At 67.0% G+C, this 24,388-nt stretch carries 27 protein-coding genes and 1 tRNA gene; 13 read left to right on the top strand and 15 right to left on the bottom strand.

Going from position 1 to position 24,388, the window contains the following annotated elements; translation table 11 throughout:
• Positions 1–91 precede the first annotated feature (91 nt).
• The 5 genes from P0D77_RS14760 to P0D77_RS14740 all read left to right on the top strand — a co-directional run bounded on the left by P0D77_RS14760 (position 92) and on the right by P0D77_RS14740 (position 4,229).
• Positions 92–535, top strand: coding sequence for a universal stress protein (locus P0D77_RS14760; RefSeq protein ID WP_277553871.1), 444 nt, complete (start codon positions 92–94; stop codon positions 533–535).
• Positions 536–656: 121 nt separating this feature from the next.
• Entirely contained in the window at positions 657–1,616 is a 960-nt protein-coding gene (locus P0D77_RS14755) for an ROK family protein (RefSeq protein ID WP_277553870.1), read from the top strand.
• Positions 1,617–1,724: 108 nt separating this feature from the next.
• The gene (locus P0D77_RS14750) at positions 1,725–3,197 is read left to right on the top strand and encodes an LVIVD repeat-containing protein (RefSeq protein ID WP_277553869.1); all 1,473 of its coding nucleotides are present in this window, start codon (positions 1,725–1,727) and stop codon (positions 3,195–3,197) included.
• 111 nt (positions 3,198–3,308) lie between these two features.
• Positions 3,309–3,629, top strand: a complete 321-nt coding sequence (locus P0D77_RS14745; protein WP_277553868.1) for a NifU family protein — start codon at positions 3,309–3,311, stop codon at positions 3,627–3,629.
• 45 nt (positions 3,630–3,674) lie between these two features.
• The gene (locus P0D77_RS14740) at positions 3,675–4,229 is read left to right on the top strand and encodes a sugar O-acetyltransferase (protein ID WP_277553867.1); all 555 of its coding nucleotides are present in this window, start codon (positions 3,675–3,677) and stop codon (positions 4,227–4,229) included.
• Positions 4,230–4,269: 40 nt separating this feature from the next.
• On the opposite strand, the gene P0D77_RS14735 is transcribed toward P0D77_RS14740, so the two are convergent.
• Entirely contained in the window at positions 4,270–5,751 is a 1,482-nt protein-coding gene (locus P0D77_RS14735; protein ID WP_277553866.1) for a ribonuclease FAU-1 family protein, read from the bottom strand.
• Positions 5,748–6,122, bottom strand: coding sequence for a DUF7532 family protein (locus tag P0D77_RS14730; RefSeq protein WP_277553865.1), 375 nt, complete (start codon positions 6,120–6,122; stop codon positions 5,748–5,750). The genes P0D77_RS14735 and P0D77_RS14730 overlap by 4 nt, the downstream gene beginning before the upstream one ends.
• 153 nt (positions 6,123–6,275) lie before the next feature.
• Between P0D77_RS14730 and P0D77_RS14725 the strand changes: the two genes are divergently transcribed.
• A complete protein-coding gene (locus P0D77_RS14725; RefSeq protein ID WP_277553864.1) occupies positions 6,276–7,292 on the top strand; it encodes a PrsW family intramembrane metalloprotease in 1,017 nt (338 codons plus the stop codon).
• A gap of 77 nt (positions 7,293–7,369) precedes the next feature.
• Here the strand turns inward: P0D77_RS14725 and P0D77_RS14720 are convergent, their stop codons facing one another.
• Positions 7,370–7,726 carry a cell division protein SepF gene (locus tag P0D77_RS14720; RefSeq protein ID WP_277553863.1) on the bottom strand — a complete coding sequence of 119 codons (357 nt, stop codon included), beginning with the start codon at positions 7,724–7,726 and terminating at the stop codon, positions 7,370–7,372.
• A 151-nt stretch (positions 7,727–7,877) separates the two neighbouring features.
• Here P0D77_RS14720 and P0D77_RS14715 point away from each other — a divergent pair, with 151 nt between their 5' ends.
• Genes P0D77_RS14715 through P0D77_RS14705 form a run of 3 tightly spaced genes read left to right on the top strand, consistent with a single transcriptional unit; the run spans position 7,878 to position 9,562 of the window.
• Positions 7,878–8,627 carry a DUF1028 domain-containing protein gene (locus P0D77_RS14715; RefSeq protein ID WP_277553862.1) on the top strand — a complete coding sequence of 250 codons (750 nt, stop codon included), beginning with the start codon at positions 7,878–7,880 and terminating at the stop codon, positions 8,625–8,627.
• 48 nt (positions 8,628–8,675) lie between these two features.
• Positions 8,676–9,179 (top strand): hypothetical protein, encoded by a 504-nt coding sequence (locus tag P0D77_RS14710; protein WP_277553861.1) that lies wholly within the window; start codon positions 8,676–8,678, stop codon positions 9,177–9,179.
• 44 nt (positions 9,180–9,223) lie between these two features.
• Positions 9,224–9,562, top strand: coding sequence for a DUF8070 family membrane protein (locus P0D77_RS14705; protein ID WP_277553860.1), 339 nt, complete (start codon positions 9,224–9,226; stop codon positions 9,560–9,562).
• Positions 9,563–9,600: 38 nt separating this feature from the next.
• Here the strand turns inward: P0D77_RS14705 and P0D77_RS14700 are convergent, their stop codons facing one another.
• Positions 9,601–10,092: an RNA-binding protein gene (locus P0D77_RS14700; RefSeq protein ID WP_277553859.1), complete on the bottom strand. Its 492-nt coding sequence runs from the start codon at positions 10,090–10,092 to the stop codon at positions 9,601–9,603.
• Between the two features lie 170 nt (positions 10,093–10,262).
• On the opposite strand from P0D77_RS14700, the gene P0D77_RS14695 reads away from it, so the two are divergent.
• Positions 10,263–10,592, top strand: coding sequence for a DUF7562 family protein (locus P0D77_RS14695; RefSeq protein WP_277553858.1), 330 nt, complete (start codon positions 10,263–10,265; stop codon positions 10,590–10,592).
• A 105-nt stretch (positions 10,593–10,697) separates the two neighbouring features.
• Positions 10,698–12,029 (top strand): ribonuclease catalytic domain-containing protein, encoded by a 1,332-nt coding sequence (locus P0D77_RS14690; protein ID WP_277553857.1) that lies wholly within the window; start codon positions 10,698–10,700, stop codon positions 12,027–12,029.
• Between the two features lie 39 nt (positions 12,030–12,068).
• Here P0D77_RS14690 and P0D77_RS14685 read toward each other — a convergent pair whose 3' ends face one another.
• The gene (locus P0D77_RS14685; RefSeq protein WP_277553856.1) at positions 12,069–12,254 is read right to left on the bottom strand and encodes a hypothetical protein; all 186 of its coding nucleotides are present in this window, start codon (positions 12,252–12,254) and stop codon (positions 12,069–12,071) included.
• 171 nt (positions 12,255–12,425) lie between these two features.
• On the opposite strand from P0D77_RS14685, the gene P0D77_RS14680 reads away from it, so the two are divergent.
• Positions 12,426–13,049, top strand: coding sequence for a hypothetical protein (locus P0D77_RS14680; RefSeq protein WP_277553855.1), 624 nt, complete (start codon positions 12,426–12,428; stop codon positions 13,047–13,049).
• A 5-nt stretch (positions 13,050–13,054) separates the two neighbouring features.
• On the opposite strand, the gene P0D77_RS14675 is transcribed toward P0D77_RS14680, so the two are convergent.
• Both P0D77_RS14675 and P0D77_RS14670 read right to left on the bottom strand, forming a co-directional pair.
• Positions 13,055–13,951 (bottom strand): alpha/beta fold hydrolase, encoded by an 897-nt coding sequence (locus tag P0D77_RS14675; RefSeq protein ID WP_432764847.1) that lies wholly within the window; start codon positions 13,949–13,951, stop codon positions 13,055–13,057.
• A gap of 654 nt (positions 13,952–14,605) precedes the next feature.
• Positions 14,606–16,204 (bottom strand): class I adenylate-forming enzyme family protein, encoded by a 1,599-nt coding sequence (locus P0D77_RS14670; RefSeq protein WP_277553853.1) that lies wholly within the window; start codon positions 16,202–16,204, stop codon positions 14,606–14,608.
• Positions 16,205–16,320: 116 nt separating this feature from the next.
• On the opposite strand from P0D77_RS14670, the gene P0D77_RS14665 reads away from it, so the two are divergent.
• Positions 16,321–16,992, top strand: coding sequence for an HAD family hydrolase (locus P0D77_RS14665; RefSeq protein WP_277553852.1), 672 nt, complete (start codon positions 16,321–16,323; stop codon positions 16,990–16,992).
• A 91-nt stretch (positions 16,993–17,083) separates the two neighbouring features.
• Here P0D77_RS14665 and P0D77_RS14660 read toward each other — a convergent pair whose 3' ends face one another.
• The 8 genes from P0D77_RS14660 to P0D77_RS14625 all read right to left on the bottom strand — a co-directional run bounded on the left by P0D77_RS14660 (position 17,084) and on the right by P0D77_RS14625 (position 24,380).
• Complete coding sequence (locus P0D77_RS14660) at positions 17,084–17,383, bottom strand: antibiotic biosynthesis monooxygenase (RefSeq protein WP_277553851.1); 300 nt, start codon at positions 17,381–17,383, stop codon at positions 17,084–17,086.
• Positions 17,384–17,490: 107 nt separating this feature from the next.
• Positions 17,491–17,562: transfer RNA gene (locus P0D77_RS14655), tRNA-Ala, on the bottom strand.
• A gap of 63 nt (positions 17,563–17,625) precedes the next feature.
• Positions 17,626–18,225 (bottom strand): rhomboid family intramembrane serine protease, encoded by a 600-nt coding sequence (locus P0D77_RS14650; RefSeq protein ID WP_277553850.1) that lies wholly within the window; start codon positions 18,223–18,225, stop codon positions 17,626–17,628.
• A gap of 102 nt (positions 18,226–18,327) precedes the next feature.
• On the bottom strand, positions 18,328–18,642 hold the full coding sequence (gene rpsJ, locus P0D77_RS14645) for a 30S ribosomal protein S10 (protein ID WP_277553849.1): 315 nt from the start codon (positions 18,640–18,642) through the stop codon (positions 18,328–18,330).
• A complete protein-coding gene (gene tuf / locus P0D77_RS14640) occupies positions 18,643–19,908 on the bottom strand; it encodes a translation elongation factor EF-1 subunit alpha (protein ID WP_277553848.1) in 1,266 nt (421 codons plus the stop codon).
• 301 nt (positions 19,909–20,209) lie between these two features.
• Positions 20,210–21,184, bottom strand: coding sequence for a homoserine dehydrogenase (locus P0D77_RS14635; protein WP_277553847.1), 975 nt, complete (start codon positions 21,182–21,184; stop codon positions 20,210–20,212).
• A complete protein-coding gene (locus P0D77_RS14630; protein WP_277553846.1) occupies positions 21,181–21,792 on the bottom strand; it encodes an amino acid-binding protein in 612 nt (203 codons plus the stop codon). Before P0D77_RS14630 ends, P0D77_RS14635 begins: the two co-directional genes overlap by 4 nt.
• Before the next feature lie 395 nt (positions 21,793–22,187).
• Positions 22,188–24,380, bottom strand: a complete 2,193-nt coding sequence (locus P0D77_RS14625; RefSeq protein ID WP_277553845.1) for an elongation factor EF-2 — start codon at positions 24,378–24,380, stop codon at positions 22,188–22,190.
• Positions 24,381–24,388 lie beyond the last annotated feature (8 nt).

The following is a 24,388-nucleotide window of genomic DNA, read 5'->3' as shown; positions in this document are numbered from 1 at the left end:
CTGTCGGTCGAGCCGTTCGAACGTCAAGACGATTTATTCGGGGGCGAGTAAACCCCGCCGTCTTTTTGTCTGCTGACAGTCAACACGGGGCATGGGAATCGACACGATCCTGTTGACGGTGAAGCGGGACGGCGGTGACCGACTCGACGTGATGACCGAGGAAGCGATCGAGGTGGCCGAGCAGACCGGCGCGCGCGTCGTCGTCGGCCACGCCTTCGAGACGCAGTCGGACGTCGACGACGCCCTCGCGACGCTGGAAGACGTCGACGGCACCCCGACGGACGTGGCCCGGCGACTCAGCAGCGTGAAGCGGGCGACGAAGGCGCTGGAAGCGGCGGGCGTCGAGTACGACGTCGAGGGCGTCGTCGGCGACCCTGGCGAGGCCGTCGCGAAACTGGCCGACCGGGTCGGCGCCGACCGCGTGTTCGTCGGCGGACGCGAGCGCTCCCCCACCGGGAAGGCGGTGTTCGGGTCGACGGCCCAGCAGATCATCCTGTCGGCTCCTTGCCCGGTCACGTTCATTCGCGAGGAGTGACTCCTCGGGCGCGCATTCCCCGCGTCACCGTCCGGAGGGTTCGTCGGATACTCGCAGAGCTGTCACTTCGAGTGACTGAGAAAACGGTATCCGTAAGTGCCGCCGCGAAGACACCCGGACGATGGCCTACTACGTGGGCGTCGACCTCGGAGCCACGAACCTCCGCGCCGTCGTCGGCGACGACCGTGCCGAGATCATTGCGCGGGCGGAAACGAGCACCCCGCGGCAGTCTGGAATCGCGATCACCGAGGCGGTGCTGAGCGTGGTCCGCGAGGCGTGTTCGTCGGTGGACATCCAACCGAATGCCGCCGTGGCGGCGGGCGTCGCCTCCGTCGGTCCGCTCGATCTGGCGGAGGGCGTCATCGACGGCCCCGCCAACATTCCCGGCGTCGGCCGCGTCCCGTTGGTCGGTCCCCTGCAAGAACTGCTCAACACCGACCGCATCTACCTCCACAACGACACCGCCGCGGGCGTCATCGGCGAGCGATTCCACAGCGAACGTAATCCCGACGATATGGCGTACGTCACCATCTCCTCGGGCCTCGGGGCGGGCGTGTGCGTCGACGGCCACGTCCTCGCGGGGTGGGACGGCAACGCCGGCGAGGTCGGGCACATGGTCGTCGACCCCGACGGCGCGATGCGCTGTGGGTGTGGTCGCCGCGGGCACTGGGAGGCGTACTGTTCGGGGAACAACATCCCCGAGTACGCTCAGTACCTCGCGGAGACGACGGACAAGCCCACGGAGATGCCGGTCGACTCACCCGACTTCTCCGCCGTCGACGTGTTCGAGGCACACGGCAGCGACCCCCTCGCCGACCACGTCGTCGACCGCATCGCCGACTGGAACGTCATCGGCTTCACCAACCTCGCGAACGCGTTCGCGCCGTTAGTCGTCCGCGTCGGCGGCGCGGTCGCACTCAACAACCCCGAGGTGATTCTCGACCCCGTCCGCGAACGACTCGAGGAGACGACGTTCGTCAACGTTCCCGACGTCCAACTCACCGACATGGGTGACGACGTGGTGGTCAAAGGGTCGCTCGCGTCCGCCATCACCGGCGGCACCGGCGAACGACCCACGTAAGCGACGGTCGCTGCTCGCTCGGCGGTCACACCACGTCGACGATTCGGCGTCTTCTCATCGCACCCTGCTCGCCGCTAGGTATACCCGCGTCGGTCACGACCATCTGGTATGCGACGACGGGACGTACTGCGAGTCGCCGGTGCGACGCTCGGCGTGGGCGTGAGCGCCCGTACCCTCACTCGCCGAACTCGAGCCGACGAACACGACGAGTACGCTCCGCTCGGGTCGGTACAGGTCGAAGGTGCCCGCGAAGCAGTCGTCTCCGCCGACGGGCGGGTCGCGTATCTCGCACTCGGCAATGGCTACGCCACCGTCGACGTGTCCGACCCGACCGATCCGACGGTCCTCGCGGCCCGGCGAGACCTGCGTTCGGACCACCCGGACGGACCCATCTCACTGCTCAACGACGTGAAAGTCGCGGGCGACCGCCTCGTCTGCGTCGCCCCCGCTCACGGCGGCCGGGACCTCCCACACGGCGTCCTCACGGTCGACGTGTCCGACCCTACCGACCCGGTCGACGTGGCGTTCTACGAGACCGACTTTCCGATCCACAACTGCGAGTTCGACGGGCGCTACTGCTATCTAACTGGGAACGGACAGGTTGGAAATCCCCTCGTCGTCCTCGATATCGACGAGCAACGCGAGGTGTCGCGGTGGTCGCTGTTCTCGCTCAACGACGCGTGGGCCGAGGTGAGTTCGGGCCTGCGACCAATCCACGACGTGACCGTGCGCGACGGCGTCGCCGCCCTCGCGTACTGGGACGCTGGGACGGTGTTGCTCGACGTGTCCGACCCCGCCGATCCGACACCGTTGGGGCACGTCGACCCCGGTGACCCCGCCACGCTTCGTGACCCCGACCCGCGGGCGAGCGTCGTCCCGCCGGGCAACCATCACTACTCGCAGTTGGGGCCGAGCGGCGACCTCCTCGCGGTCGGTCGGGAGACGTGGGCCGTCAGCGTCGACGGCGACCTCACGGGCGGGCCCAGCGGCGTCGACTTGTACGACGTGTCGGACCCGGCGAGTCCCGCACACCTGTCGCGTATCGACCCGCCGCCGACGCCGGACCCCTCCTTCGGCGGGACGTGGACGACCGCACACAACCTCGACCTCCGCGAAGACACGCTCTACACCTCGTGGTATCAAGGCGGGGTGAAACGTCACGACGTGTCCGACCCGGCGAACCCGACGGAGGAGACGTGGTGGGCCGTGCCGGACGCGACCCGATTTTGGACCGCTGTCCTCGCGGTGCCGGGCGAGTTCTTCGTCGCGTCGTCGATGGGCACGCGGACGGGCGAACAGGCTGGCCTGTGGACGTTCCCCGACGGACCTGGGACCGGCGGCGACCGTGCGACGCTGACGGAGCGTGATTCGGCGGACACCCCACCGCCCACGACCGGCCCCACGCTGACCGGGACGGAGACGCCGACGCCGACTTCGACGCCGACCGAGACGGAGTCGGCGGCGGCCGCCCCCGGATTCGGCCTCGCAGTCGGGGCCGCCGGCGTCGCCACGGGTGCAGCGCTCGCGGCGAGGCGGCGTCGGACAGATGACGACGGTGACAGCGATGGCGACGCCGAGTGATCGCCGTCCGCCGCCGAGTCCCTCCCGAACGACCGTGTGGGAGTTTCTTCCGAGCGTCAGCCGGGTCGCGGAACCGCAAGGTTTCAAGCCTGTGGGAGCAAAGGACAGGTAATGACTGACCTCGCAGAGCGCGTCGAGACGTGGATGGTCGGGCAGATGCCCATCATCCAGATGCACGGCGGCACCAGCGTCGTGCGCGAGGCTGACCCCGAGGAGGGCGTCGTCGTCGTCGAACTCGGCGGCACCTGCTCCGGGTGTGGTATCTCGGACATCACCGCACAGAACATCAAACGCGACCTGATTATGGACTTCGACGAGGTCGAAGAGGTCCACGTGAAGGTGCCCGACACCGGCGATATGGGCTCCAGCACCGTCGAGGGCGGTCGCGGTGGCGACCTCCAGTTCTCGACGGAGTCGAGCGACCACTTCTGAGGCCGACCACGGGGCTCTTTCAGTCCCCGGGTCGCATCCGCTGGTGTGCCGAGCGAACGCGATCGAATGGTAGCCGGCGATCCGTACGACCCCGCAGACCCCGAGTTAGTCGCCGGGCGACGACACGCCCGCGACCTCACCGCCGAGTACAACGACACCGCGGCCGACGAGGTCGACCGTCGACGCGACCTCCTCGACGATCTGTTCGGAGCGACGGGCGAGGACCCGACCGTCGAACCGCCGTTCCGTTGTGATTACGGTGACAACATCTCCGTCGGTGACCAGTTCTTCGCCAACTTCGACTGCGTCGTTCTCGACCCCGCGCCGGTTGAGTTCGGCGACTACTGTCAACTCGGGCCGGGCGTCCACGTGTACACCGCGACCCATCCGCCCGACGCCGAGGCGCGACGGGGCCGCGAGTCTGCCGAGGCCATCACCATCGGTGACGACGTGTGGATCGGTGGGCAGGCAGTGCTCAATCCGGGCGCCACCGTTGGCGACCGCGCGGTCGTCGGAGCGGGTGCAGTCGTCACGCGTGACGTGCCGCCGGACACATTCGTCGGCGGCAACCCGGCGACGGTCATCCGCGACATCGAGTAACGCCCGTCGCTGGCGCGGGGTCAGGACTCCTCACCGCCGTCTACAACGCCCGTTCGAGCGCCGTCGCGACGTTCCGGGCCTTCTGTGCGAGTTCCTCGCTGAGTTCGCCGCGTTCGACGGCGGCGTCGAGTTCGTCGTCGTCGACGCGTTCGACACGGCCGTCGCCGTGTTTCACCACGTCGACGTGGAGGTCGACGTAGCGGACCGTCTCCGGGAACACCTCGACGGGCGTGCAGACGTTCACGTACGTCCCCTTCCGGTCGCCGTCGCTGTCGCGGTAGACGGTCGGGTACCACCACCGCCCCTCCCGGAACGTCGTCGTCGCCACGTCGCCTGCCTCGCGTCGCGCGTCGAGGGCGTCGTAGGTGCCGCCGGCGCTCATCTGTCGCTCGACGGTGATCGACCCGTCGCTGTCCCGGTCGGTCACCTCGCCACGCCCGAGGACGATGAGGCGGCCGTCGGGCTTGCCGTGGCCGATGGCGATACGGTCGCCCTCGACGGGCCCGAACTGGTCGGTGACGACCCCGAACGGGAAGTCCATCTCGTTGTCGTCGTCGCCATCGCCGGTCCCACCTCCGTCGAACGAACATAGCGCCTCCGCGAGGTCGACACCGGAGGAGGCCACCCGCGAGGCGGCTTTCGTCCGGTGGTGGCCGGGCATCGTCGTCGTCACTTCCCGGCGGACGGCGTCGAGCGCGAATCGGCACTCGCGGCCGAACCACACCCACGCGCCAGCGGTCGGCGCGGCGAGACGACCCGGCTCACCCTCTGACTGTGAGAGCGTCGAGTCGAGCGTCCGCGCGTACTCGGCCGCCCGCGAGAGGGCGTCGCCGAGGGCGTCCATCCCCGCGTCGCGGGCGTCCCGCGACCACTCGATGCCCCAGCCGTCGGGCACGTCGACCGAGAGCAGGTCGGTCATCCCCGCGAGTTCGCGGGCGTCGGCGTCGTCGGCACCACTGACGCGCACGCCCTCGCGTCCGGGGACGAGCGTCGCGAGGCCGGCCATCGCGCGAACGCGCGTGTCGAGGAGTGGCCGGTCGTCCTCCCACGGCGCCGCGGGGTCGAGCACCTGCACGCGGAGGGTGTCGTCCTCCCCGACGTAGCCGTCGGCGTTGTCGAACGGGAGGAAGCCCTCGCCCGCCTCACCCAAGTCGACGACCGCGCCCGACCCGAGCGTCGTCGAGACGACGCCGTCGAACACCGCGCCCAGCGGTGTCGGGTCGTCCCACGCGAGGGCGTCGAGGCCGATACCGTGGAGGTGGTCGCGGAGGGCGTCGACCGCTGCAGGGTCGCCCGCGACGCCGACGCCTTGGCGGTCCTCGGTCGTCTCGACGCTGGCGTCGTGGTCGGCCGCCGGGAGGTCGGCGTCGAAGCGGCGACGGATGGGTGGACTCGCCTGCACCACGTCGTGGCCCGCGTCGAGCAACGACTGCGTGAGCGCAGTCGAGTAGATGCCGCGCACGCGGACGCGGTGTGACGTCGGAGCGTCGGCGTCGCCCTCGTCGCCCTCGCCGCCGCTCATAGCGCCTCGGGGTCGGTCGCGAACCGGACGCGGTCGTTGATGGTGTCGCCCAGCGTGAGTTCGACGACTTCCTCGTTCAACACGCGGCCGTCCTCGACGGGGACGCCCCACCGCCCGAACTTCAGGTAGCCTCTGAGGTCGGCGGCGTGGGTGTACACGTCCAGGTGGTCGACGTCGTGTTCGCGGACGCCGCCGTCGCTGTGGGCCGTGTCCATATCCGAGTAGTAGGTGCCACCCTGTTCGAAGAACGCCGCGAGGTCGTCGGCCGACTCGTCGACGGCGTCTGCGACGAGGTCCGAGGCCGTCTGGAGGTCCTCGGTGTCGAGGCCGACCTCGCGGAGCGCGGCCTGTTCGCGCGGGTCGAAGTGCATACGCCGGCTTGGGCGGGGGTCGTGTCAAACGTACCGGTCGCTGGCGGGCGACCCGGTGGCCGAGTCGTCGCCGACCGGTCCGGAGCGACGCTGGGTCGGCCCCCCCGATCTGCGATAAGACACAAGGGCGAGGCCGCCGTCGCTGGCGGTACGATGGCAAAGAAGGAGCGCACGGACCCCATCGAGGAGGCGGCGGACTCCTCGGTGGACCTGTACGACGTGGCGACGTGGGAGGAGCGAACGTCGCTCGACGGCCTCGCTGTGGCGCTGTATCGCCTGCTCTCGGGGACGGCCCGAGTGGTGATCGTCGGCCTCGCGCTCGTGTTACTGCTCGCCATCGGTGGGCTCTCGGCCGTCACCGATCCCGCTATCGGCGCGTTGACGCTCATCTCGGCCGTGCCCGCGCTGGCGCTGGCGGCGTACGTCTACCGCTCGGACATCACGACGAGCGAACCCGTCTGGTTGCTCGGGGCGACGTTCTTACTCGGCGTGTTGACGGCGAACTTCGCGGCCGTCCTCAACACGCTCACACAGCCGTACTTCCAGGCGCTCGGCTTCCTGGGGACGGTCCTGTTCTTCTTCTTCATCGTGGGACCCGTCGAGGAGACGGTGAAACTGCTCGCCGTTCGGCTGTACGCGTACACCCACGACAGTTTCGACTCGGTGCTCGACGGCGCGGTGTACGGCGCGATGGCGGGGCTGGGCTTCGCGTTCATCGAGAACGCACTGTACATCTCTCGCGGCATCGGCGGGACGGAACTGGATCTCGGACTGGGCATCATCGGTATCGGCGGCGGCATCACGTTCACCCGCGCGCTGGCGGGGCCAGGCCACGTCATCTACTCGGCGTTCGCGGGCTACTACCTCGGCCTCGCGAAGTTCAACCCCGACAACCGCGGGCCAATCGTCGTGAAGGGGCTGATCATCGCGTCGCTCATCCACGCGACGTACAACTCCACGGTCGGCATCGGGTCGGCCGTGCTCAACTCAGTGGTCGGTCTGCCGTCGCTGGCATCGTCGTTCGTGTATATCGCGCTGTTCGACGGTCTGTTCGCGCTGTTGCTCCTCCGAAAGATCAACCGCTACCGGACAGCCTACCGCTCGGCCCACGACTCGGAGTCGTCCGGTGGTGACACCGCTCGCTCGGAGATGACAGAGTTCGACGCCTGAACAGACGCCAGGGCCGCATCACCGTTACTGTCGCTGTCGCGTCGAGTGTGTAAAAATCGGCGCCGCGGCGACGAGCGTTACTCGCCGAGTTTCTCGCGGCTGACGGTCACGCCGGTCGGCGTGATGATCAACTGGTCGTCGCCTTTCTGGACGATGTCGCCGTCGACCTCGCTGACGACCTGCCGGAGTTCGTCGATGATCCGCTCGACGGTCTGGTCGGTCGTCGAGTGGCGCGTGATGTCCGCGATGACGAAGTCGCCGTCGTAGACGGCGTCTTTGATGTCGATCACGTCGCGCTGGTCTGCGATCTCCGCGATGTGGACCTGCATCCCCGCACCGCCGCGGGCGTTCTCGAAGTCGTCGAGGTCCAACTCGACGTAGTCCTCGGCGCTGTGGGTCCCGCCGCCGCCGAGAATCTTACTCATGATGCCCATATACACCCACAACTCGGCTCCACCCATAAGTCTGTACGTCGGACGCTCGTCCGACGAGCACACGATCCGCCCAGTCGATGCCCGCCGGTTCAACGTCGGGTCGTGTTCCGGGAACCCCGCCTTTTTGCTGTGACCGACCCCAGCGACGCCTATGACGTTCAGTATCTGCGTCCGCGAGGAGTACACCGACGACGACGGCGAGCGACAGACCCGCTTCGGCGTCGCCGTCACCACCCGCCTGCCGGGCGTCGGAACGCTGTGCCCGTTCGTCTCCGAAAACGGCGCGGTGGCGACACAGTCGCTCGTCAACGTCGAGTTGGGCCGGAAGGGGGTCCAGTACCTCGACGACGGCCTCTCGGTCAAGGACGCCCTCCAGTCGCTGCTCAACGCCGACGACGGGGCCGAACAGCGGCAACTCCACGGCGTCGACGCCGACGGCACGTTCACCTTCTCCGGCGAGGAGTGTCAGGGCTGGTATGGCCACACCAGCGGCGAGAACTACACCGTCGCGGGCAACCTCCTCGCGGGCGAGGCAGTCGTCGAGGCCGTCGCCGACACCTACGAGTCGGACGCCTTCGGCGACGCACCGCTCGCGGAGCGACTGGTCGACGCACTGGAGGCGGGCCACGCCGAGGGTGGCGACAAGCGCGAACACCTCCCCATCCAGTCGGCGGCGTTGCTGGTCGAGAGTACCGAAGACGTCGACTTCCGCCGCGCGTACAACGACCTTCGCGTCGATGCCACGGAGACGCCCGTGGCAGACCTTCGGGAGACGTTCGAGGAGGCTCAGCGCGGTCACGAGATTCTGCTGGAGGAGTACGGTGAGGAACTCGGCGACGATGAGGGCGCGGAGGACGCGGCCGACGCCGACGATGCGGCCGCCGAGACGGACGCGGAGTGACGGCGGAGCGGTCACCTATTTCCCACCGGCGCTTCGACACCGAGTCCAATGCGTCGTCGCAGAGTCCTCGAAGGCGTCGCCGCGGCCGGACTGTGCTCACTCGCCGGATGCACCTCGCCGCTCGGCGGGAACGGGACGGTACTCGGACGGATCGAAGTGATCAACGCCTCGTTCGTCTCCAATCGGATCCGACTGCTCGTGACGCGCGACGAGGAGACGGTGCTCGACCGACCGGTCGAACTGCCCGCGATGGGTGGTGGGGACGGACTCCCGATGACGGTTGTCCCGCCGACGTGGCCGGAGGTCCGCGGTGCGTACACCGTCCACGCCACCCACTACGGCGACGACGGCGACAGGGAGTCACGGACCTGGGAGCACACGTTCACCCGCGACGACTACGACGACTACTACCCCGACGACCGCGACGACCCGGGCTGTCTCGCCGCAGTCGTCAAGATGGGCAGTCTCGCGGAGTCGGCGAACGCGCCCATCGGCATCGGTCCGACGTACGCGGACGATCCCTGTGAGCCGACGTCCACGGAGTCTCAGTGACGACGCACCCGAACCTACTTGTCAGCACGCGAGTGTGTTCGCGTATGGACTGGTCGCTCATCCGTCGCGGCCTCCTCCGATACAGCCTCCTCGTCGGCGGCGGGAGCGTCGCCGTCCTCGTCGCCGTCGCGGGGACGGCCGCGGCCGTCGTCACGTTCGTCCTCGGTCTCGGGACGATGCTGTGGGTGACCGGCGGCGGCGGGAACGTCCGAACGACGACCGCGGCGTCGAACGCCGACTCGATGGGCGTCGCGGGCACCGTCAGCGACGCCGCAGACAACACGCCGACGTCGATGGCGTCGGACCTGCGGGTGTTCTTCGTCGGCGTCGGACTCCTCGTGTGTAGCCCGGTCGCCGTGGCTGTCAGCGTGTTCGTACTTTGACGGCCGAGCGAAGCGACCGGAGAACGCAGACGGAGAACTCAGACGGAGAACTCGTACAGGTCGTCGCCGACGTGGTGCAGCGACTTCACCACCTTCCCGGCATCGCCGACCATCTCGCTGCCGTCGACGAGTGCGCGTCCGACGCCGAGCACCTTGCCGTGCGTCTCCTCGGCGATGGCGACGATGTCGCCCCCGCTGATGGAGTCGTCGGCTTCGGTGATGCCGGGACGCATCACGTCCGCGCCGTCGGAGACGAACGACACCGCGCCCGCGTCGACGGTGACGACGCCGCGTTCGGGCGGGTGGGCGTTCGCGCCGCGGACGGTGAGAAACGGTTCCCGGCCGGCGTCGCTCTCGTAGTAGAGGACGTCTGGGTCGCCGTCGACGAGGACCAGATCGAACGGCGAGTCGGTGAGTTCGACCAACTCGAAGGAGTCGCCCTCCAACTCGATGCCGAGTGTGTCGGCGAGCGCATCTCGGATGTCGGAGACTGCGTCGCTTCGGAGGTGATGTCGGGATTTGACTTGCATACGACCGAGTCCGTCCGTGTGCCGCATAAATCGACCGTTCGGTTCTCACCCCCCCACCACCGTCGCGCGAGCGTCGTGCGCGTGAGTCAATGGGTAGTATCGAGTTACCAAGCGACGTGACTGGTGTTCACACGACAAACGCTAAGTTCGCGCCCGTCACAGTACTGTGTATGTGGGGTTCCCGGCGGGACCGGGACCGGTCCTCCGTCATCTGCATCGCCTGCGGCGAGTCGCTCCCCCGCGAGAACGCCCGTGAGTACGACAAGGAGGGCGACCGCTGGAATCGTCGCGACAAGGAGTTTGAGTACCTCTGTAAGGAGTGTTACCGCGACCTCTCACACCAGCCTCGTGACGGCCTCGAATCGCTCTTGCAGGACGTCGAGGCGGACGCCGGCGGCGACTCACAGGAGGCGTACGTCCGCGCGTACCAGCGAGAGGTAACCGCCCGCTATGGCGACGCCGCGGCCGACGCCGAAGACACCGAAGGTCGCAGCGACTGACTGCGCTCGCTCGACACTCCGTCCTTCCTCGTATCGACGCCTGTTTCCTCGCCGCATTTTGGTTCCCCCGAAACCCTCAGGTACCGGACTCCCGTACGCCGCCGTATGAGTGACGCACAGTCGGAAGAGGAACCGGACCCAGGAACCGCCGAGGCCCAGGGGCCGGTGACTATCACAGAGGGACTGGCCGACGCGCTAGCGGACAAACGCGAGTCGCTGTTCGAGGAGTTCGGCATTCGCGACAAGTTCCCGCCCGAGGTGACACGCGAGGCGAAAGAGCGGACGAAAGACGTTCAACAGGAGATTCAAGACGCGGTCGACGAGCGACAGGACCTCCGAGACCTGACGACGTGGACGACCGACCCCGCCGACGCACAGGACTTCGACGACGCAATCTCCATCGAAGAACACGACGAGGAGTACCACCTGTGGGTCCACATCGCCGACGTAAGCCACTACGTCCACCCCGACTCCGCGATGTGGGACGAGGCCGTCGAGCGTGGCAATACGGTGTACCTCCCGGGGTACACAATCCACATGCTCCCACCCATCCTCGCGGAGACGGTGTGCTCGCTGGTGCCCAACGAGGACCGCCTCGCACACACCGTCGAGATGCGTCTCGACAAGGAGACGCTCTCGTTCGACGAACTCGACATCTACAAGTCGGTGATCAACTCCGACGAACGACTCACCTACAAGCAGTGTGAGCGGCGACTCGAAGACCCCGACGCGCCACTCCACGAGAAGTGCACGCTCGCGTACGAGGTGGCCGATCAACTCCACGAACAGCGGAAGGAGGACGGGTCACTCGTCCTCAACCCCAGCCGTGACCGCGCCCACACCATCATCGAGGAGTGTATGCTGAAGGCGAACAAGGCGGTCACGCACGAACTGATGTGGAATCGCGGCGTCGAGGCGATGTACCGGGTCCACCCACAGCCGACCCCCGAGCAGTGGAACGAGGCGCTCAAAGAGATACAGGAACTCGACGGCGTCTCCATCCCTGGCAACGCGTGGGGCGACGACCCCCGCAAGGCGGTCAACGCTGCGCTCGAAGCCGCGCCGGACCGCCAACTCAACAAGATTCAGCGGGCCGTGCTGAAGGTGATGCCGCGGGCGAAGTACATGAACGACCCCTTCGGTGGCCACCACGCGCTCAACTTCGACATCTACGGCCACTTCACCTCGCCCATCCGCCGCCTGTCGGACCTGATCAACCACTGGATCGTCCACGAGAACGACGTGCCAGAGACCCTCATCGAACTGTGTGACAGCGCCTCCGACAAACAGAAAGACGCGGAGACGGCCGAACGCCTCTACAAGCAGTTTATGCAGGAGGTCGGTCTCGACCCGTACGCGGTGAACAACCGCGGCGTCGAGGTGATGGACGACCCCGAGGACGCGCAGTACGATCGGCCGGACACCATCCCCGAGTAAGCGGAAGCCGGCGCGTTCGGGCCGCCGAGCGAGGGCGAGTTACCGTTCGGCGACGACGACCAAGTCGGTCGTCCCACCGCGACGCTCGAAGTGTACCTCACAGTCGTTGCGTCGCAGGAACGATTCCACCTCGTGTACGCTCGTCTCGCTGACGTCGATTCGTGCGCGAGTCGCAGTCTCTACGTCGACTCGTTCGGGCGAGGCGACGGCGGGCGTCGTACTCATACCGCTTGCTGTGGGCGGAACCCTCTTGTACGCGAGCCACGCGGAGTGAAAGTGAAATCGAGGTACAGCGTCGAGGTGGTCGATCACCGAAGGATCGACACTGTCCCTCCCGCTCTGGCGACTCCCCCGCGCCGGAGAACCACTTTTGTGACTCGCGGTCGACGATCCGCTATGTCGTCGACCCGACACCACGCCGTCGACCGCGCGTCCGAGCGCGACCGTGAGGCCGACCCGGGATGGTGGACGTCGTTCGGCTACTACGGCGTCTGGCAGGTGTTCGGATTCGGCCTCCCGTTCATCTGGCTCGCGTTCCAGTCGCCCACCAGAGCGACTTTGCTCGGCCCAGCCGTCATCGTCGGACTGTACGCGGCGGCACTCGCCATCGCGGCGGGGCGACAGGGCTACCACGTCGGTGCGTCGTGGCCGCGCCTCTCACGACGGAAACTCGGGACGGGCGTCGGCTACCGCCGCTTCCTGCGGCGCTTCTGCGTCGTCGCCGCGGCGGTGTCGCTGGCGACGTTCGGCGGCGTCCTCGCAGGTCGGGTCGGCGGAGAGTTCGTCGCCGCCGGCGTCGCGTTCGCCGTCGCCGTCGGCGTACTCGCGTTCGTACCGGTGCTCGCTCGCGACTCGACGCGGGCGCGGGTCGCCCGCGCGGGGGTGTACCTCGCCGGACTTGCGGTCGCCGCCATCGTTGCTCGCCCGTTCGACCCGGCGACGGCCATCACGTCCGCGCCACTTGCGTTCGGCGCAGTCGCGGTCGCGTCCTGCTACGATCTGTCCGTGCCGATTCGATAACAGCCTCAACCGTCGAAGTGGTCGACCAGCAGGTCTGCGACCGCGTCGGGCCGTTCGTGCGTGAGGAAGTGGCCCGCGTCGGGGAAGCGTTCGAGACGGCCATTCGCGCAGAAGGCGACGCTGTCGGCCGCCAGTTCGGGGACGAGCGCCGTGTCCTGTTCTCCCCACATAACGAGGGTCGGCGCCGCCACCTCCTCGCGCGGCGGAAACGAGGGGTACCGCGGGACCGCACGGTACCAGTTGACCATCGCACGCGCCGCGCCAGGCTGTCCCCACGCCTCGCGATAGCGGTCGAGGTCGGCGTCGGTGAACGTCCCCGGTGGAACGCCGTCGGTGAGGACGCGCGTCCACAGCGCGAAGTCGTCGCGGGCGGCGGCCCACTCGGGGAGTCGGGGAAGTTGGAACAGGAAGGCGTACCAACTACGCAGGAGTTGCCGCGGGTCGCGGACGAGGCGGCGGCGAAACGCCGTCGGGTGCGGAACGTTGACGATGCCGAGGCGGTTCACCCGGCGCGGATACCGCAGCGCCAAGTCCCAGGCGACGAACGCGCCCCAGTCGTGGCCGACGACGTGTGCCGCCGGTGTGTCCTCGGCGTCGATGAGGCCGACCACGTCCGCGGCGAGTTCCGTGATGCGGTACGGACGGACACCGGCGGGCTTCTCGCTACGGTTGTACCCTCGTTGGTCGGGGACGACGACGCGGTAGCCCGCCTCGACCAGCGGCGTGATGGCGCGGTGCCACCCGTACCAGAACTCGGGAAAGCCGTGGAGGAGGACGACCAGGGGTGCTGTCGGGTCACCAGCTGTCACGACGTGGAGGTCGACGCCGTTCACCTGGCGACGCTCGTGGTCGACGGCGAGGTGGTCCGCGACGGGCCGGTGATCCGGATCGGTCGCTGTCACGACTAGCGTTGGGTCGCGACCTACCTCAAAGTACGCGACGTGACACGCGCCGAACGCGGCTTGCGGGCCAGTCGCACTCACCGGATTCTCGCTGACGGGACCCGGCAGGGAGATGAAGCGAGGTGTAGCACGCCGCGTACCGAAGCGGACGTTTGTAACTCTATGTCCGATATACGATTCTGGAGTTTGTCTCCAGAATCGAATAAAAGTACGCTCGTAATACAATCTAAGGTATCTATGTCGATATCACCAGAACGTTTTTCAATATCGCCATCGTGGCCGAGAGTGGAGGTGATGGAAACGACGCTACACGGCTCGCCGTGAGTTCGACTGGGAGCGCCACCCGTTCTGTCGTGGTGTTACCGATCAGACCGAGAGACCGTCCCAATCGTGTGTCCATCGTTCTCTCGAAGACGGTCGCTCCCGTCACCCGCGTTGGGTACTCGTGCTATCTCAGACCCCGACGCGTTCGGCTCCGTGGACCAGGGGGCTCGTATCACGTGCCACCAGATACGACCCGCCACCATACCCGCCCCCGGTCCCGTTGCTGTCCGACTGTTCTGCTCCGTACGCTTCGCCTCCGAGCAGCGACGCTGTCCGGGGTCGTTCGCTCGTCGAAAATCCGAAGGCGTCGAGGTGGCCGCTCGCCGCTGACTACCCCTGTCCGACGAGTCGCTCCTCGTCCTCCCAGTACTCCTGGCGGAGTTGGTACTTCTGGATCTTCCCGGTCGCGGTCTCTGGGAGTTCGTCAACGAACTCGACGACTTTCGGGATCTTGTAGCGTGCCAGTCGCTCGCCCGCGAACTCCTTGACCGCCTCGATGGTCAGGCCCGCTCCAGGCTTCTGGACGATGAGCGCGGTGACCGCCTCGCCCCACTCCTCGCTCGGCGTCGGGATGACGGCCGCTTTCGCGATGTCGGGGTGGTCGTAGAGGACGTCCTCCACCTCGATGGATGAGACGTTCTCACCGCCGGAGATGATGATGTCCTTCTGCCGATCCTGGATCGTGATCATCCCGTCCTCGTCGATGGTCGCGAGGTCGCCCGTGTGGAAGTAGCCGGGGCGCTTCGCGTTGAACGCCTCGTGAGTCGCCTCCGCTTTGTTCAGGTAGCGGTCCATCACTTGGTTGCCCTGCACGACGATTTCGCCGATGGTGCCGTTGTCGTTGGGAACGTCGTTGCCGTCGTCGTCGACGACGCGCACGTCCGTACAAAGCGCCTCGCTCCCCTGTGACACCTTGAGGTTACGGCCCCGTTCGGCGAGGCGTCGCGGCGAGTTCGAGGTGGTGATCACGGGTGCGGTCTCAGTGAGGCCGTAGATGTGGATGATGCGCCAGCCAATCTCGTCTTCGACGGTGGTGATCGTCGCCGTCGCGGGGGCGCTGCCGGCGGTCGCGATGCGCACGTCACGGTCGCCCGTCGTCTCCACGTCGGGATTCTCCTCGATGTACGAGACGAGTCGGTTGAGGACGGTCGGCGCTCCACACAGGAACGAGACGTCGTGCTCACGCACCCGGCGAAGCGTCGACTCGGCGTCGAACGTCCGCTGACAGACGTGGGTGCCGCCCGTCCCCGTGATGGCGTAGGTGTGGCCCCAGCCGTTGCAGTGGAACATCGGCAGCGTCCACAGGTAGGTGTCGTCGTCACTGATCTCCATGTGCTGATTGAGGATCAGCGCGTGCCACTGCTCGGTTCGGTGGGTCCGAACGACGCCTTTGGGGTCGCCAGTCGTCCCCGAGGTGTAGTTGACCGAGGCGTCGTCGTCTTCGTCGATGTCGGGACGCTCGGGTGCGCTCGTCGACTGCGCACCGATCCACTCCTCGTAGTCCGTCCACTCGCCGTCGATGTCGTCGGCGCGGTAGCCGACGAAGTGTTCGGCGGGCACCTCGTCGCGGACGGGTTCGATGTTGTGCGCGTAGTCGTAGTCCGCGATGACGACCGACGCCTCGCAGTCGTTCAGGATGTAGTCGAAGTCGTCGGGCGTCAACAGGTAGTTCATCGGCACGAACACCGCGCCGATCTGGTTGGTTCCGTACAACGTCTCCAAGAAGTAGTGCGTGTTCGGCGACAACAGTGCCACGCGGTCACCCTGTTCGACGCCCATCTCCAGCAGGGCGTTCGACACCTGATTCACGCGGTCTGCGAACTCCGCGTAGGTGTACTCTGTCCCCTCGTGTGAGACGACGCCAACGACGTCGCTGTAGAGGTCGACAGCGCGGTCGAGGAAGTCGGTCGTGAGCATCTCAACGTTCATGATCTATTAAAACTGATTTACGGTCGGTGTCGATAAATGTTACTCCGGCTCGTCGGCTGGTCTTGCCATCGGAGGCAAGTCAGCAGGCTGATACGGTCGGGTCCGGTGAACCCCCCATGGAGTACGACGCCATCGTGTTCGATATGGACGGGGTGTTGGTAGAGCGATCGCCGTCGTGGGTGTTCGACGACGCCGCAGAGCGGGCGCTCGCGGCGGCTGGCGTGGACGATCCCACCGACGCGGAGTTCCACGCCGTTCGGACCCTCCGCGGCGACCTCGACGAGGTGACGACCTACTTCGAATCGACCCACGGAGTCGGGTTCGACCGTCTCTGGCGATACCGCAACGAGTTCGTCACCGAGAATCAGGCGACCGCGATCAGCGAAGGCGAGAAGACCCTCTACGACGACGCCGACGCCGTCCTCGACGTACCTGGTGCCCGTGGCATCGTGAGTAACAACCAGCACTCGGCCGTCGAGACGGTCCTTGACCGATTTGACCTCGCCGGCCACTTCGACACCTGGTACGGGCTTGGACCGGGCGTCGAGGACATCGGCGCGGAGAAGCCGACGACGACGTATATGGACCGGGCGCTCGCCGACTTGACGCCGGACCGCGCCATCTACGTCGGCGACCGTGAGTCCGACGTGGCCGCCGCACACAACGCCGGCATCGACGCGGCGTTCGTCCGTCGGGAGTTCAACGTGGACGACAAACTGGACCGAGAACCGAGATACGACGTCGACTCGCTCGTGGAACTCGCGGACGTGTTGCTGGCGGGGGAGTGACGAGTTCGACCGAGCGACGACCGCCCGCTAGCGACCGGCACCCGTCAGTCGTGTGCTGACCAACTGGTGGCGTCGACGCCGGTGCCGAGAGTCAGGCGGACGACCCTGCGGGAGCCATCTTCGTGACCTCGTCCGCGAGGGTCATCTCCGGCCGTCCCTGAATGCCAGCCTCGCGCATCCGGTCGCGCATCTCCGGGGAACTGAAGAACTCCACTGGAGACCGGTCGTCGGCCCAGTCGAACACAACGACGACCTCGTCGCGAGTGTCACGTGGTCGGAACACTTGGTAGCCACGCTGCCCGTGTTCCGTTCGGTAGTCGTCGTTCGAGTCGAACGCCGTGCGCCACGCGTCGAAGTCCGCGACAGTCGCGCGGGCAATGAGATACACCATCTGTGTTCACCGTACGGACGTACGCAGGTTGCGGCAATAATCTCCGCTACGAGGTGCTGTTCGGTTACTGTCACCTCACGGACGGTGTACGGAATGAGAAGCGGAAGTGGACTCGCTGGGATTTGAACCCAGGGCCTCTTCCTTGCGAAGGAAGCGATCTACCACTGATCTACGAGCCCGCACTTCGTGAGAGTCCGGGATGACACTTGAGGGTTCCGTTTCACCGTTCCTGCGTGCGTTCTTCACACACGCAGCAGGCGAACACGCCCGGCGACGACGCCCACAAGGAACCCGACGAGATGTGCGACGATGGCGCTTCCGGGCGCGCTGAACGCGAGCGTCACGACGGCTGCGACGAGGCCGACGCCGAGGACGACGACACGCTGGGAGACGCCGAGGCGGCCGGCGACGCGACCGAGTGCGTCGGCGGCGGGATTGGCCGCGAGGACGTAGCCGACGAGTGCGAACGCCGCGCCGCTGATACCGACCACCCCCACGGGAGAGAGCAGACCGCCCACGAATACCTGTGCGAGGCCCGCGAGCGCACCGGTCGCGAGGACGAACGCGTGAAAGCGAGCGCGTGTCGTCGTTGCCGCGACGGGGACGCCGGCCACGACGACGACGAGTGCGTTCGAGAGGAGGTGGCCGAGACCGGCGTGGGCGTACACGCTCGTCGCGAGCGTCCACGGCGTCGCGACCACCGCACCCGAGAGGACGAACAGCAGGGCTGCAAGCGGCGCAGCGACAAGGCTCACCAGCCAGTAGGCCAGCGAGACGAGCGTCATCGCCGCCAGCGTCTCCGCGACGGGGCGGAGCGCGGTCGTCGTGGTCGAGTGAGACACACCAGTTCTACCGCCCGCGTCCGCAAAACGGTGCCGCCGCTGGGCGGTGTGAAAAACGTGAGAACGGTAGACGTCGGACCGTGTGGTCCGGTGCGCCTCAGTTCAGTCCTCTAAGACGATCTCGATCGAGACGTCGTTCGGGACCTGGATCCGCATGAGCTGGCGGAGCGCGCGTTCGTCGGCGTCGATGTCGATCAGCCGCTTGTGGACGCGCATCTCCCAGTGCTCCCACGTCGCCGTCCCCTCACCGTCGGGGGACTTGCGAGACGGGACTTCCAGCGTCTTCGTGGGCAGCGGGATGGGGCCGGACAGCGCCACGCCGGTCTTGTCCGCGATCTCGCGAACGTCGGCGCAGATGTCGTCCAGGTCGTCGGGGCTCGTGCCCGCGAGTCGGACGCGCGCTTGTTGCCCGGGCATTTACCGCTCGTTGACGGAGAGCACCTTGCCGGCCGCGATGGTCTGACCCATGTCACGGATGGCGAAGGAGCCCAGTTCCGGAATTTCGCTGGACGGCTCGATGCTGAGGGGCTTCTGCGGGCGCACCGTCACGATGGCCGCGTCGCCGGACTTGATGAAGTCCGGGTTCTCCTCGGCGACCTCGCCCGAGGACGGGTCGAGCTTCTGGTCGAGCGACTCGACCGTACACGCGACCTGCGCCGTGTGGGCGTGGAAGACCGGGGTGTAGCCCGCCGTGATGACGGACGGGTGCTGCATGACGACGACCTGCGCCTGGAAGGTCTCGGCGACCGTCGGCGGGTCGTCCGCGGGACCACAGACGTCGCCGCGGCGGATGTCGTCCTTGCCGACGCCGCGGACGTTGAATCCGACGTTGTCGCCGGGGCCCGCGTAGTCGACCTCTTCGTGGTGCATCTCGATCGTCTTCACTTCGCCACCCACGTCGGACGGCTGGAAGGAGACGTTGTCACCCGAGCGCATCTCGCCGGTCTCGAGGCGTCCGACGGGGACGGTCCCGATACCCGAGATGGTGTAGACGTCCTGGATAGGCAGACGCAGCGGCGCGTCCGTCGGCGGCTCCGACTCCGGCAGGCTGTTGAGTGCCTCCAGGAGAATCTCGCCGTCGTACCACGACGTGTTGTCCGAGCGCTCGGCGATGTTGTCGCCCTCGAACGCCGAGATCGGGATGAAGGAAGCGTCTTCCGTGCCGAAGCGGACCTGCTTGAGCAGGTCCTTGACCTCGGAGACGACCTCCTTGTAGGTGTCCTCGGAGTAGTCGACGACGTCCATCTTGTTCACCGCGACGATCAGCTCGTTGATGCCGAGCGTGCGGGCGAGGAAGACGTGCTCGCGGGTCTGGGGCGCGACACCGTCGTCGGCCGCGACGACGAGTACCGCGTTGTCTGCCTGCGAGGCACCCGTGATCATGTTCTTCACGAAGTCACGGTGGCCCGGGCAGTCGACGATGGTGAAGTAGTACTCGTCGGTGTCGAACTCCTGGTGGGCGATGTCGATGGTGACACCGCGCTCACGTTCTTCGGCGAGGTTGTCCATGACGTAGGCGAACTCGAAGCCGCCCTTGCCCTTCTCCTCTGCCTCTTCTCGGTGCTGCTCGATCACGTGCTCGGGGACGCTCCCTGTCTCGAAGAGGAGCCGTCCGACGAGCGTGGATTTCCCGTGGTCGACGTGGCCGATGATGGCCAGGTTCTGGTGGGGTTTGTCGCTCATTGTGGAATCACGCGCTGAGGCGCTCTGTAAGGACTTGTAACGGTCGAATGCCCTAAAACCATTTCGATACGCGGGGCAGGGCATCCCGCCGCCTTCTTGCGATTTTGCGTGTGGGACACTCCCGTGTGTCGGTGTTGCACGGGGTGTTCGCGGGACCGGATGGGAGTCGATTTCCCCCCCAATCACACCGGGTCGCGCTCCAATCGAGACAGGATCTGTTCGCGTTCGTTGCAGTCGCTCACACGGGCTATCGATGCAGGGACGCGCGTAGTAACAAAGAACGCGGTGAGGGTCGTGGCCGTTACTCCAGTCGCGCTACGTCCGCCAGCACCGCGCTCGCGGTCTCCTCGCCGCCGGCACCGCGCCCAGAGATGGCGAGGCCGCCGGCGTACTCGTGGTCGATTTCGACGATGTTGCGCGTGCCCGTCACCGCGAGCGTCCCGTGTTCGGGGACGAGACGCGGCCCGACGCTCACGCGGTCGCGGGTCGCCTCGCCGACCAGTCGGACGGTGCGCCCGTCCTCGGCGGCGAGTTCGAGTGCGCTCCCGGGGATGTCACGGATGCCCTCCACGTCGGCGTCCGCGAGCGTCACTTCCTTGTCGTGCAGTTCTGCGACGGAGTCGCAGTCGGCCTCTCGGAGGACGTTCGCGACGATGACGCACTTCAGCGCCGCGTCGGTCCCCTCAACGTCGAAAGACGGGTCGGCCTCCGCGACGCCCAAGTCCTGCGCCTCCGCGAGGACGTGGTCGTAGTCGAGGCCCTCGGCGGCCATCCGCGAGAGCACGAAGTTCGCCGTGCCGTTGAGGACGCCCCGCACGGCCGAGACGTGTTGGGCCCCGAGGTCGTCGACGGTGGCGCACACCGGGATGGCCCCACCGACGGTCGCCTCGAAGTACACCTCGCCGTCGGAGGCGGCCTCCAGTTCGCGCACCTCCGCGTACCGCTCCGCCACGGGGCCTTTGTTCGCGAGGACGACGTGCTTGTCGCGTTCCAGCGCCGCCCGCAGGTGCGAGAAGCCGGGTTCGGCGTCGCCGAGCGTCGTCGGCGTCGCCTCCACCAGCACGTCGTAGTCAGCGGTGAGCGCGTCGTCGGGGTCGCCGCTTCCGAGTGACTCGCCTGCGTCTTTCCGTTCGAGGGCGGCGTCGACGGCCACGCCGTCGGCGCCGACGACCGCCGAACTGGAGTCGGCCAGCGCGGTCACCGTGTGGCCGTACTCTGACGCCAACTCCGCCACCGACCGGCCGACCGCGCCCGCGCCGAGGATGGCGAGTCTCATCGGCGGCCCTCCAGGGGTGCGATGACCCGAATGTCCTTCTCGCTGGCCACCTCCCGCACCGTCGCGATTACGTCGGGGATGTCGTCCGCCCGCGCACGCAGGCGGAGTCGGGCGCTGGAGTGCGCCTCCGACCCCGCGCCCGCCGGTGCCGACAGGTCGATGTCCGCGACCGACGCACCTGAGCGGTCTTGGATGCTCTTGAGCGTGCCCGACAGGTCCGTGTCGACGAGGTGACCGACGAGGACGAGCGTCACCTCGTCGCCGTACTCCTCGGCGTCCGCCTGGATCACGTTGACACCGCGTTCCCGGAGGTCCTCTAGCAACGGTTCGAACCGCGCGGGCGGGCACTCGATGTCGACTTCGACCGGGATTCGGCCCCGCGGCGTGAGATTCCCTCGCTCGTGGAAGATGGACAGCAGGTTCGCGCCGTTGTCCGCGATTGGCTCCAGCGCCGCGAGCAGTTGTCCCGGTTCGTCGACGAGTTCAAGTCTGATCGTGTGGGCCTGTAGTTCCGTCTCGCGCCCGCCGTCCGTCTCCGCGTCCGTCTCGTCGCTCTCCTCGACCGCTACCGCGTCCTCGTCGGGGGCTGGCGTCGACTCCGACGGCATCTTACGCGGCCCTCCGTTCGGGACCGGCCGATCCCAGCGTGGTTGGTGCGGGCGTCGTCGCGCGCGCCGCCGACCGTGTCCCGCCGGGGGGTGTGGCGTCAGACCCAATAATTGTGATCGGCGTGCGGGGCTGAATCAGTTGTTCGCAGCCGTCGCGCCGACCGTGGGTCGTGCCACTTGGCATACTCGGTCTGTGTAGACGGGGAGGTGATAAGCCTTCTACCCTGGCGATGCTTGCCAGTGTGTGAACAATCCTGTACGATTGCCGACGGTCTCTCGGCGACGACGGCGAACGAGCGACGGATCGACGGCGGGTGGGTAGCCGGCGCAACCGCTCGGGGTCGGTGAGAACGGAGAGAGAAAACCGCAGTGCCGACGGGCGGGTCCCGTGGGTGTTAGATGTAGTCGATCTGCTGGGGCAGTTCGAGTTTCATGCCCTTGCGCTCGCGGATCTCCATAATCTTCTCGCGCTGGAGATTGTCCACGAGGACGCGGAAGCCGGCGTTCTCCGTGTTCCAGGAGGCGCGGCCCTCGGTCGCAGAGCGGATGTCGCTGGAGAAGCCGATCATCTCCTCGACGGGCGCGATGCCCTCGATGACCATGAGGTCGCCCTCTTGGTACATGTCGTCGACGCGGCCACGGCGACCCTGAATCTCGCCGGAGGCGTCGCCCATGTGCTCGCTGGGCACGTCGATGCGGACGTCCTGAATCGGCTCCAGGAGGCGAACCTCGCCGTCGATGAGCGCGCGGTGGACGGCGTCGCGGACGGCGGGGATGACCTGCGCCGGACCGCGGTGGATGGTGTCCTCGTGCAGACGCGCGTCGTGCAGGCGCAGCAGCGCACCCTGCACGGGCTCTGCGGCGAGGGGACCGTCGTCGAGCGCCTCTTCGAGGCCCTCGATGACGAGTTCCATCGTCTCGTTCAGGTGCTGGATACCCTTCGTGTCGTCGATGAGGATGTTCGTCCCGTGGATGTGCTCCACGTTCTGGGACGTGTCCTTGTCCATCCCGGCGTCCTGCAGCGCTTCGCGGCGCTCCAGTTCGGGCATGTCCATCGACGCCTCGCCGAGTTTGATCGTGTCGACGATGTCGTCGCCGAGCGGCTCGACGGTGATGTAGAACTTGTTGTGGCGGTTCGGCGAGACACCCTCGACCTCGCGCGAGGCCTCCTGCGGCTGCTCGCGGTAGACGACGATGGGCTCACCGGTCTGGACGGGGATGCCCTGGTTCTTCTGGATACGCTGGGTGATGACCTCGAGGTGGAGTTCACCCTGTCCGGAGATGAGGTGCTCGCCGGTGTCCTCGTTAATCTCCACGCGGATGGTCGGGTCCTCCTTCGCGACCTGCTGGAGCGTCTTGATGAGCTTCGGCAGGTCGTCCATCGACTTCGCCTCGACGGACTTCGTGATGACCGGCTCGGAGATGTGCTCGATGGACTCGAACGGCGTCATCTCCTTGTCGGAGACGGTGGAGCCAGCGATGGCGTCTTTCAGGCCGGTGACGGCCGCGATGTTCCCTGCGGGGACACCACGGTCGAGTTCCTCGCGCTCACCGCCCATGTAGATCCCGACGGACTGGACGCGGTTCTTGCCCGCGGTCCCGGAGACGTACAGCTCCTGCCCCTTGCGGAGCGTGCCGGAGAAGACGCGACCAGTGGCGATCTCGCCGGCGTGGGGGTCCATCCCGATGTCGGTCGCCATGAAGACGATGTCGCCCTCGCGGTTGACCGTCCGCATGTCCTCTGCAACCTCGGACTCGTCGTCGCCGCGCCAGATGCGCGGGATACGGAACGGCTGCGCCTTGAGCGGGTTCGGGAAGTGCTCGGCGACCATGTCGAGCACGACGTTCGACAGCGGCGTCCGCTCGTGGAGTTCCTGGCGCTTGTGGTCCTGCTCCAGTTCGATGATGTCGGCGAACGACATCCCGGTGCGCTGCATCGACGGGAGCGAGACGCCCCACTTGTACAGCGCCGACCCGAACCCGACGGTACCCTCCTCGACGGAGACCGTCCAGTCCTCGGTGATGTCGTCCATCTCCTCGGTCATCCCGCGGATGAGTTCGTTGACGTCGGCGATGACGTCCTGGAGACGCTTCTGCATCTCCTCGGGACCTTCCTGCAGTTCGGAGATGAGGCGGTCGACCTTGTTGATGAACAGCGCCGGCTTGACGCCCTCGCGGAGCGCCTGCCGAACGACCGTCTCCGTCTGCGGCATCGCGCCCTCGACGGCGTCCACGACGACGAGCGCGCCGTCGACGGCACGCATCGCCCGCGTCACGTCGCCACCGAAGTCGACGTGGCCCGGCGTGTCGATGAGGTTGATGAGGTGGTTCTCGTCCTCGTACTCGTGGGTCATCGAAACGTTCGCCGCGTCGATGGTGATCCCACGCTCCTGCTCGTCCTCCTCGGTGTCCATCACGAGCTGAGTCGCCTCGTCCGCGTCGGCGATCATACCCGCGCCAGCGAGCAGGTTGTCCGTCAGTGTCGTCTTCCCGTGGTCGACGTGAGCCGCGATGGCGATGTTCCGGATCTGCTCCGGCTCGTCCATCAACTGCTCACATTCCTGTACGATTTTCTTTCGTCGGCCCATTACCGAGC

This window comes from Halobaculum limi (assembly GCF_029490015.1).
In the GTDB taxonomy this organism is placed as follows: Archaea; Halobacteriota; Halobacteria; order Halobacteriales; family Haloferacaceae; genus Halobaculum; species Halobaculum limi.
This window is presented reverse-complemented; position numbering and strand designations above follow the sequence as displayed.

Bases quoted from the DNA above. Each gene is read 5' to 3' on its own strand.
- P0D77_RS14760 (WP_277553871.1), top strand. From the start codon at position 92: ATGGGAATCGACACGATCCTGTTGACGGTGAAGCGGGACGGCGGTGAC.
- P0D77_RS14755 (WP_277553870.1), top strand. From the start codon at position 657: ATGGCCTACTACGTGGGCGTCGACCTCGGAGCCACGAACCTCCGCGCC.
- P0D77_RS14750 (WP_277553869.1), top strand. From the start codon at position 1,725: ATGCGACGACGGGACGTACTGCGAGTCGCCGGTGCGACGCTCGGCGTG.
- P0D77_RS14745 (WP_277553868.1), top strand. From the start codon at position 3,309: ATGACTGACCTCGCAGAGCGCGTCGAGACGTGGATGGTCGGGCAGATG.
- P0D77_RS14735 (WP_277553866.1), bottom strand. From the start codon at position 5,751: ATGAGCGGCGGCGAGGGCGACGAGGGCGACGCCGACGCTCCGACGTCA.
- P0D77_RS14730 (WP_277553865.1), bottom strand. From the start codon at position 6,122: ATGCACTTCGACCCGCGCGAACAGGCCGCGCTCCGCGAGGTCGGCCTC.
- P0D77_RS14725 (WP_277553864.1), top strand. From the start codon at position 6,276: ATGGCAAAGAAGGAGCGCACGGACCCCATCGAGGAGGCGGCGGACTCC.
- P0D77_RS14720 (WP_277553863.1), bottom strand. From the start codon at position 7,726: ATGGGCATCATGAGTAAGATTCTCGGCGGCGGCGGGACCCACAGCGCC.
- P0D77_RS14715 (WP_277553862.1), top strand. From the start codon at position 7,878: ATGACGTTCAGTATCTGCGTCCGCGAGGAGTACACCGACGACGACGGC.
- P0D77_RS14710 (WP_277553861.1), top strand. From the start codon at position 8,676: ATGCGTCGTCGCAGAGTCCTCGAAGGCGTCGCCGCGGCCGGACTGTGC.
- P0D77_RS14705 (WP_277553860.1), top strand. From the start codon at position 9,224: ATGGACTGGTCGCTCATCCGTCGCGGCCTCCTCCGATACAGCCTCCTC.
- P0D77_RS14700 (WP_277553859.1), bottom strand. From the start codon at position 10,092: ATGCAAGTCAAATCCCGACATCACCTCCGAAGCGACGCAGTCTCCGAC.
- P0D77_RS14695 (WP_277553858.1), top strand. From the start codon at position 10,263: ATGTGGGGTTCCCGGCGGGACCGGGACCGGTCCTCCGTCATCTGCATC.
- P0D77_RS14690 (WP_277553857.1), top strand. From the start codon at position 10,698: ATGAGTGACGCACAGTCGGAAGAGGAACCGGACCCAGGAACCGCCGAG.
- P0D77_RS14685 (WP_277553856.1), bottom strand. From the start codon at position 12,254: ATGAGTACGACGCCCGCCGTCGCCTCGCCCGAACGAGTCGACGTAGAG.
- P0D77_RS14680 (WP_277553855.1), top strand. From the start codon at position 12,426: ATGTCGTCGACCCGACACCACGCCGTCGACCGCGCGTCCGAGCGCGAC.
- P0D77_RS14670 (WP_277553853.1), bottom strand. From the start codon at position 16,204: ATGAACGTTGAGATGCTCACGACCGACTTCCTCGACCGCGCTGTCGAC.
- P0D77_RS14665 (WP_277553852.1), top strand. From the start codon at position 16,321: ATGGAGTACGACGCCATCGTGTTCGATATGGACGGGGTGTTGGTAGAG.
- P0D77_RS14660 (WP_277553851.1), bottom strand. From the start codon at position 17,383: ATGGTGTATCTCATTGCCCGCGCGACTGTCGCGGACTTCGACGCGTGG.
- rpsJ (WP_277553849.1), bottom strand. From the start codon at position 18,642: ATGCCCGGGCAACAAGCGCGCGTCCGACTCGCGGGCACGAGCCCCGAC.
- tuf (WP_277553848.1), bottom strand. From the start codon at position 19,908: ATGAGCGACAAACCCCACCAGAACCTGGCCATCATCGGCCACGTCGAC.
- P0D77_RS14635 (WP_277553847.1), bottom strand. From the start codon at position 21,184: ATGAGACTCGCCATCCTCGGCGCGGGCGCGGTCGGCCGGTCGGTGGCG.
- P0D77_RS14630 (WP_277553846.1), bottom strand. From the start codon at position 21,792: ATGCCGTCGGAGTCGACGCCAGCCCCCGACGAGGACGCGGTAGCGGTC.
- P0D77_RS14625 (WP_277553845.1), bottom strand. From the start codon at position 24,380: ATGGGCCGACGAAAGAAAATCGTACAGGAATGTGAGCAGTTGATGGAC.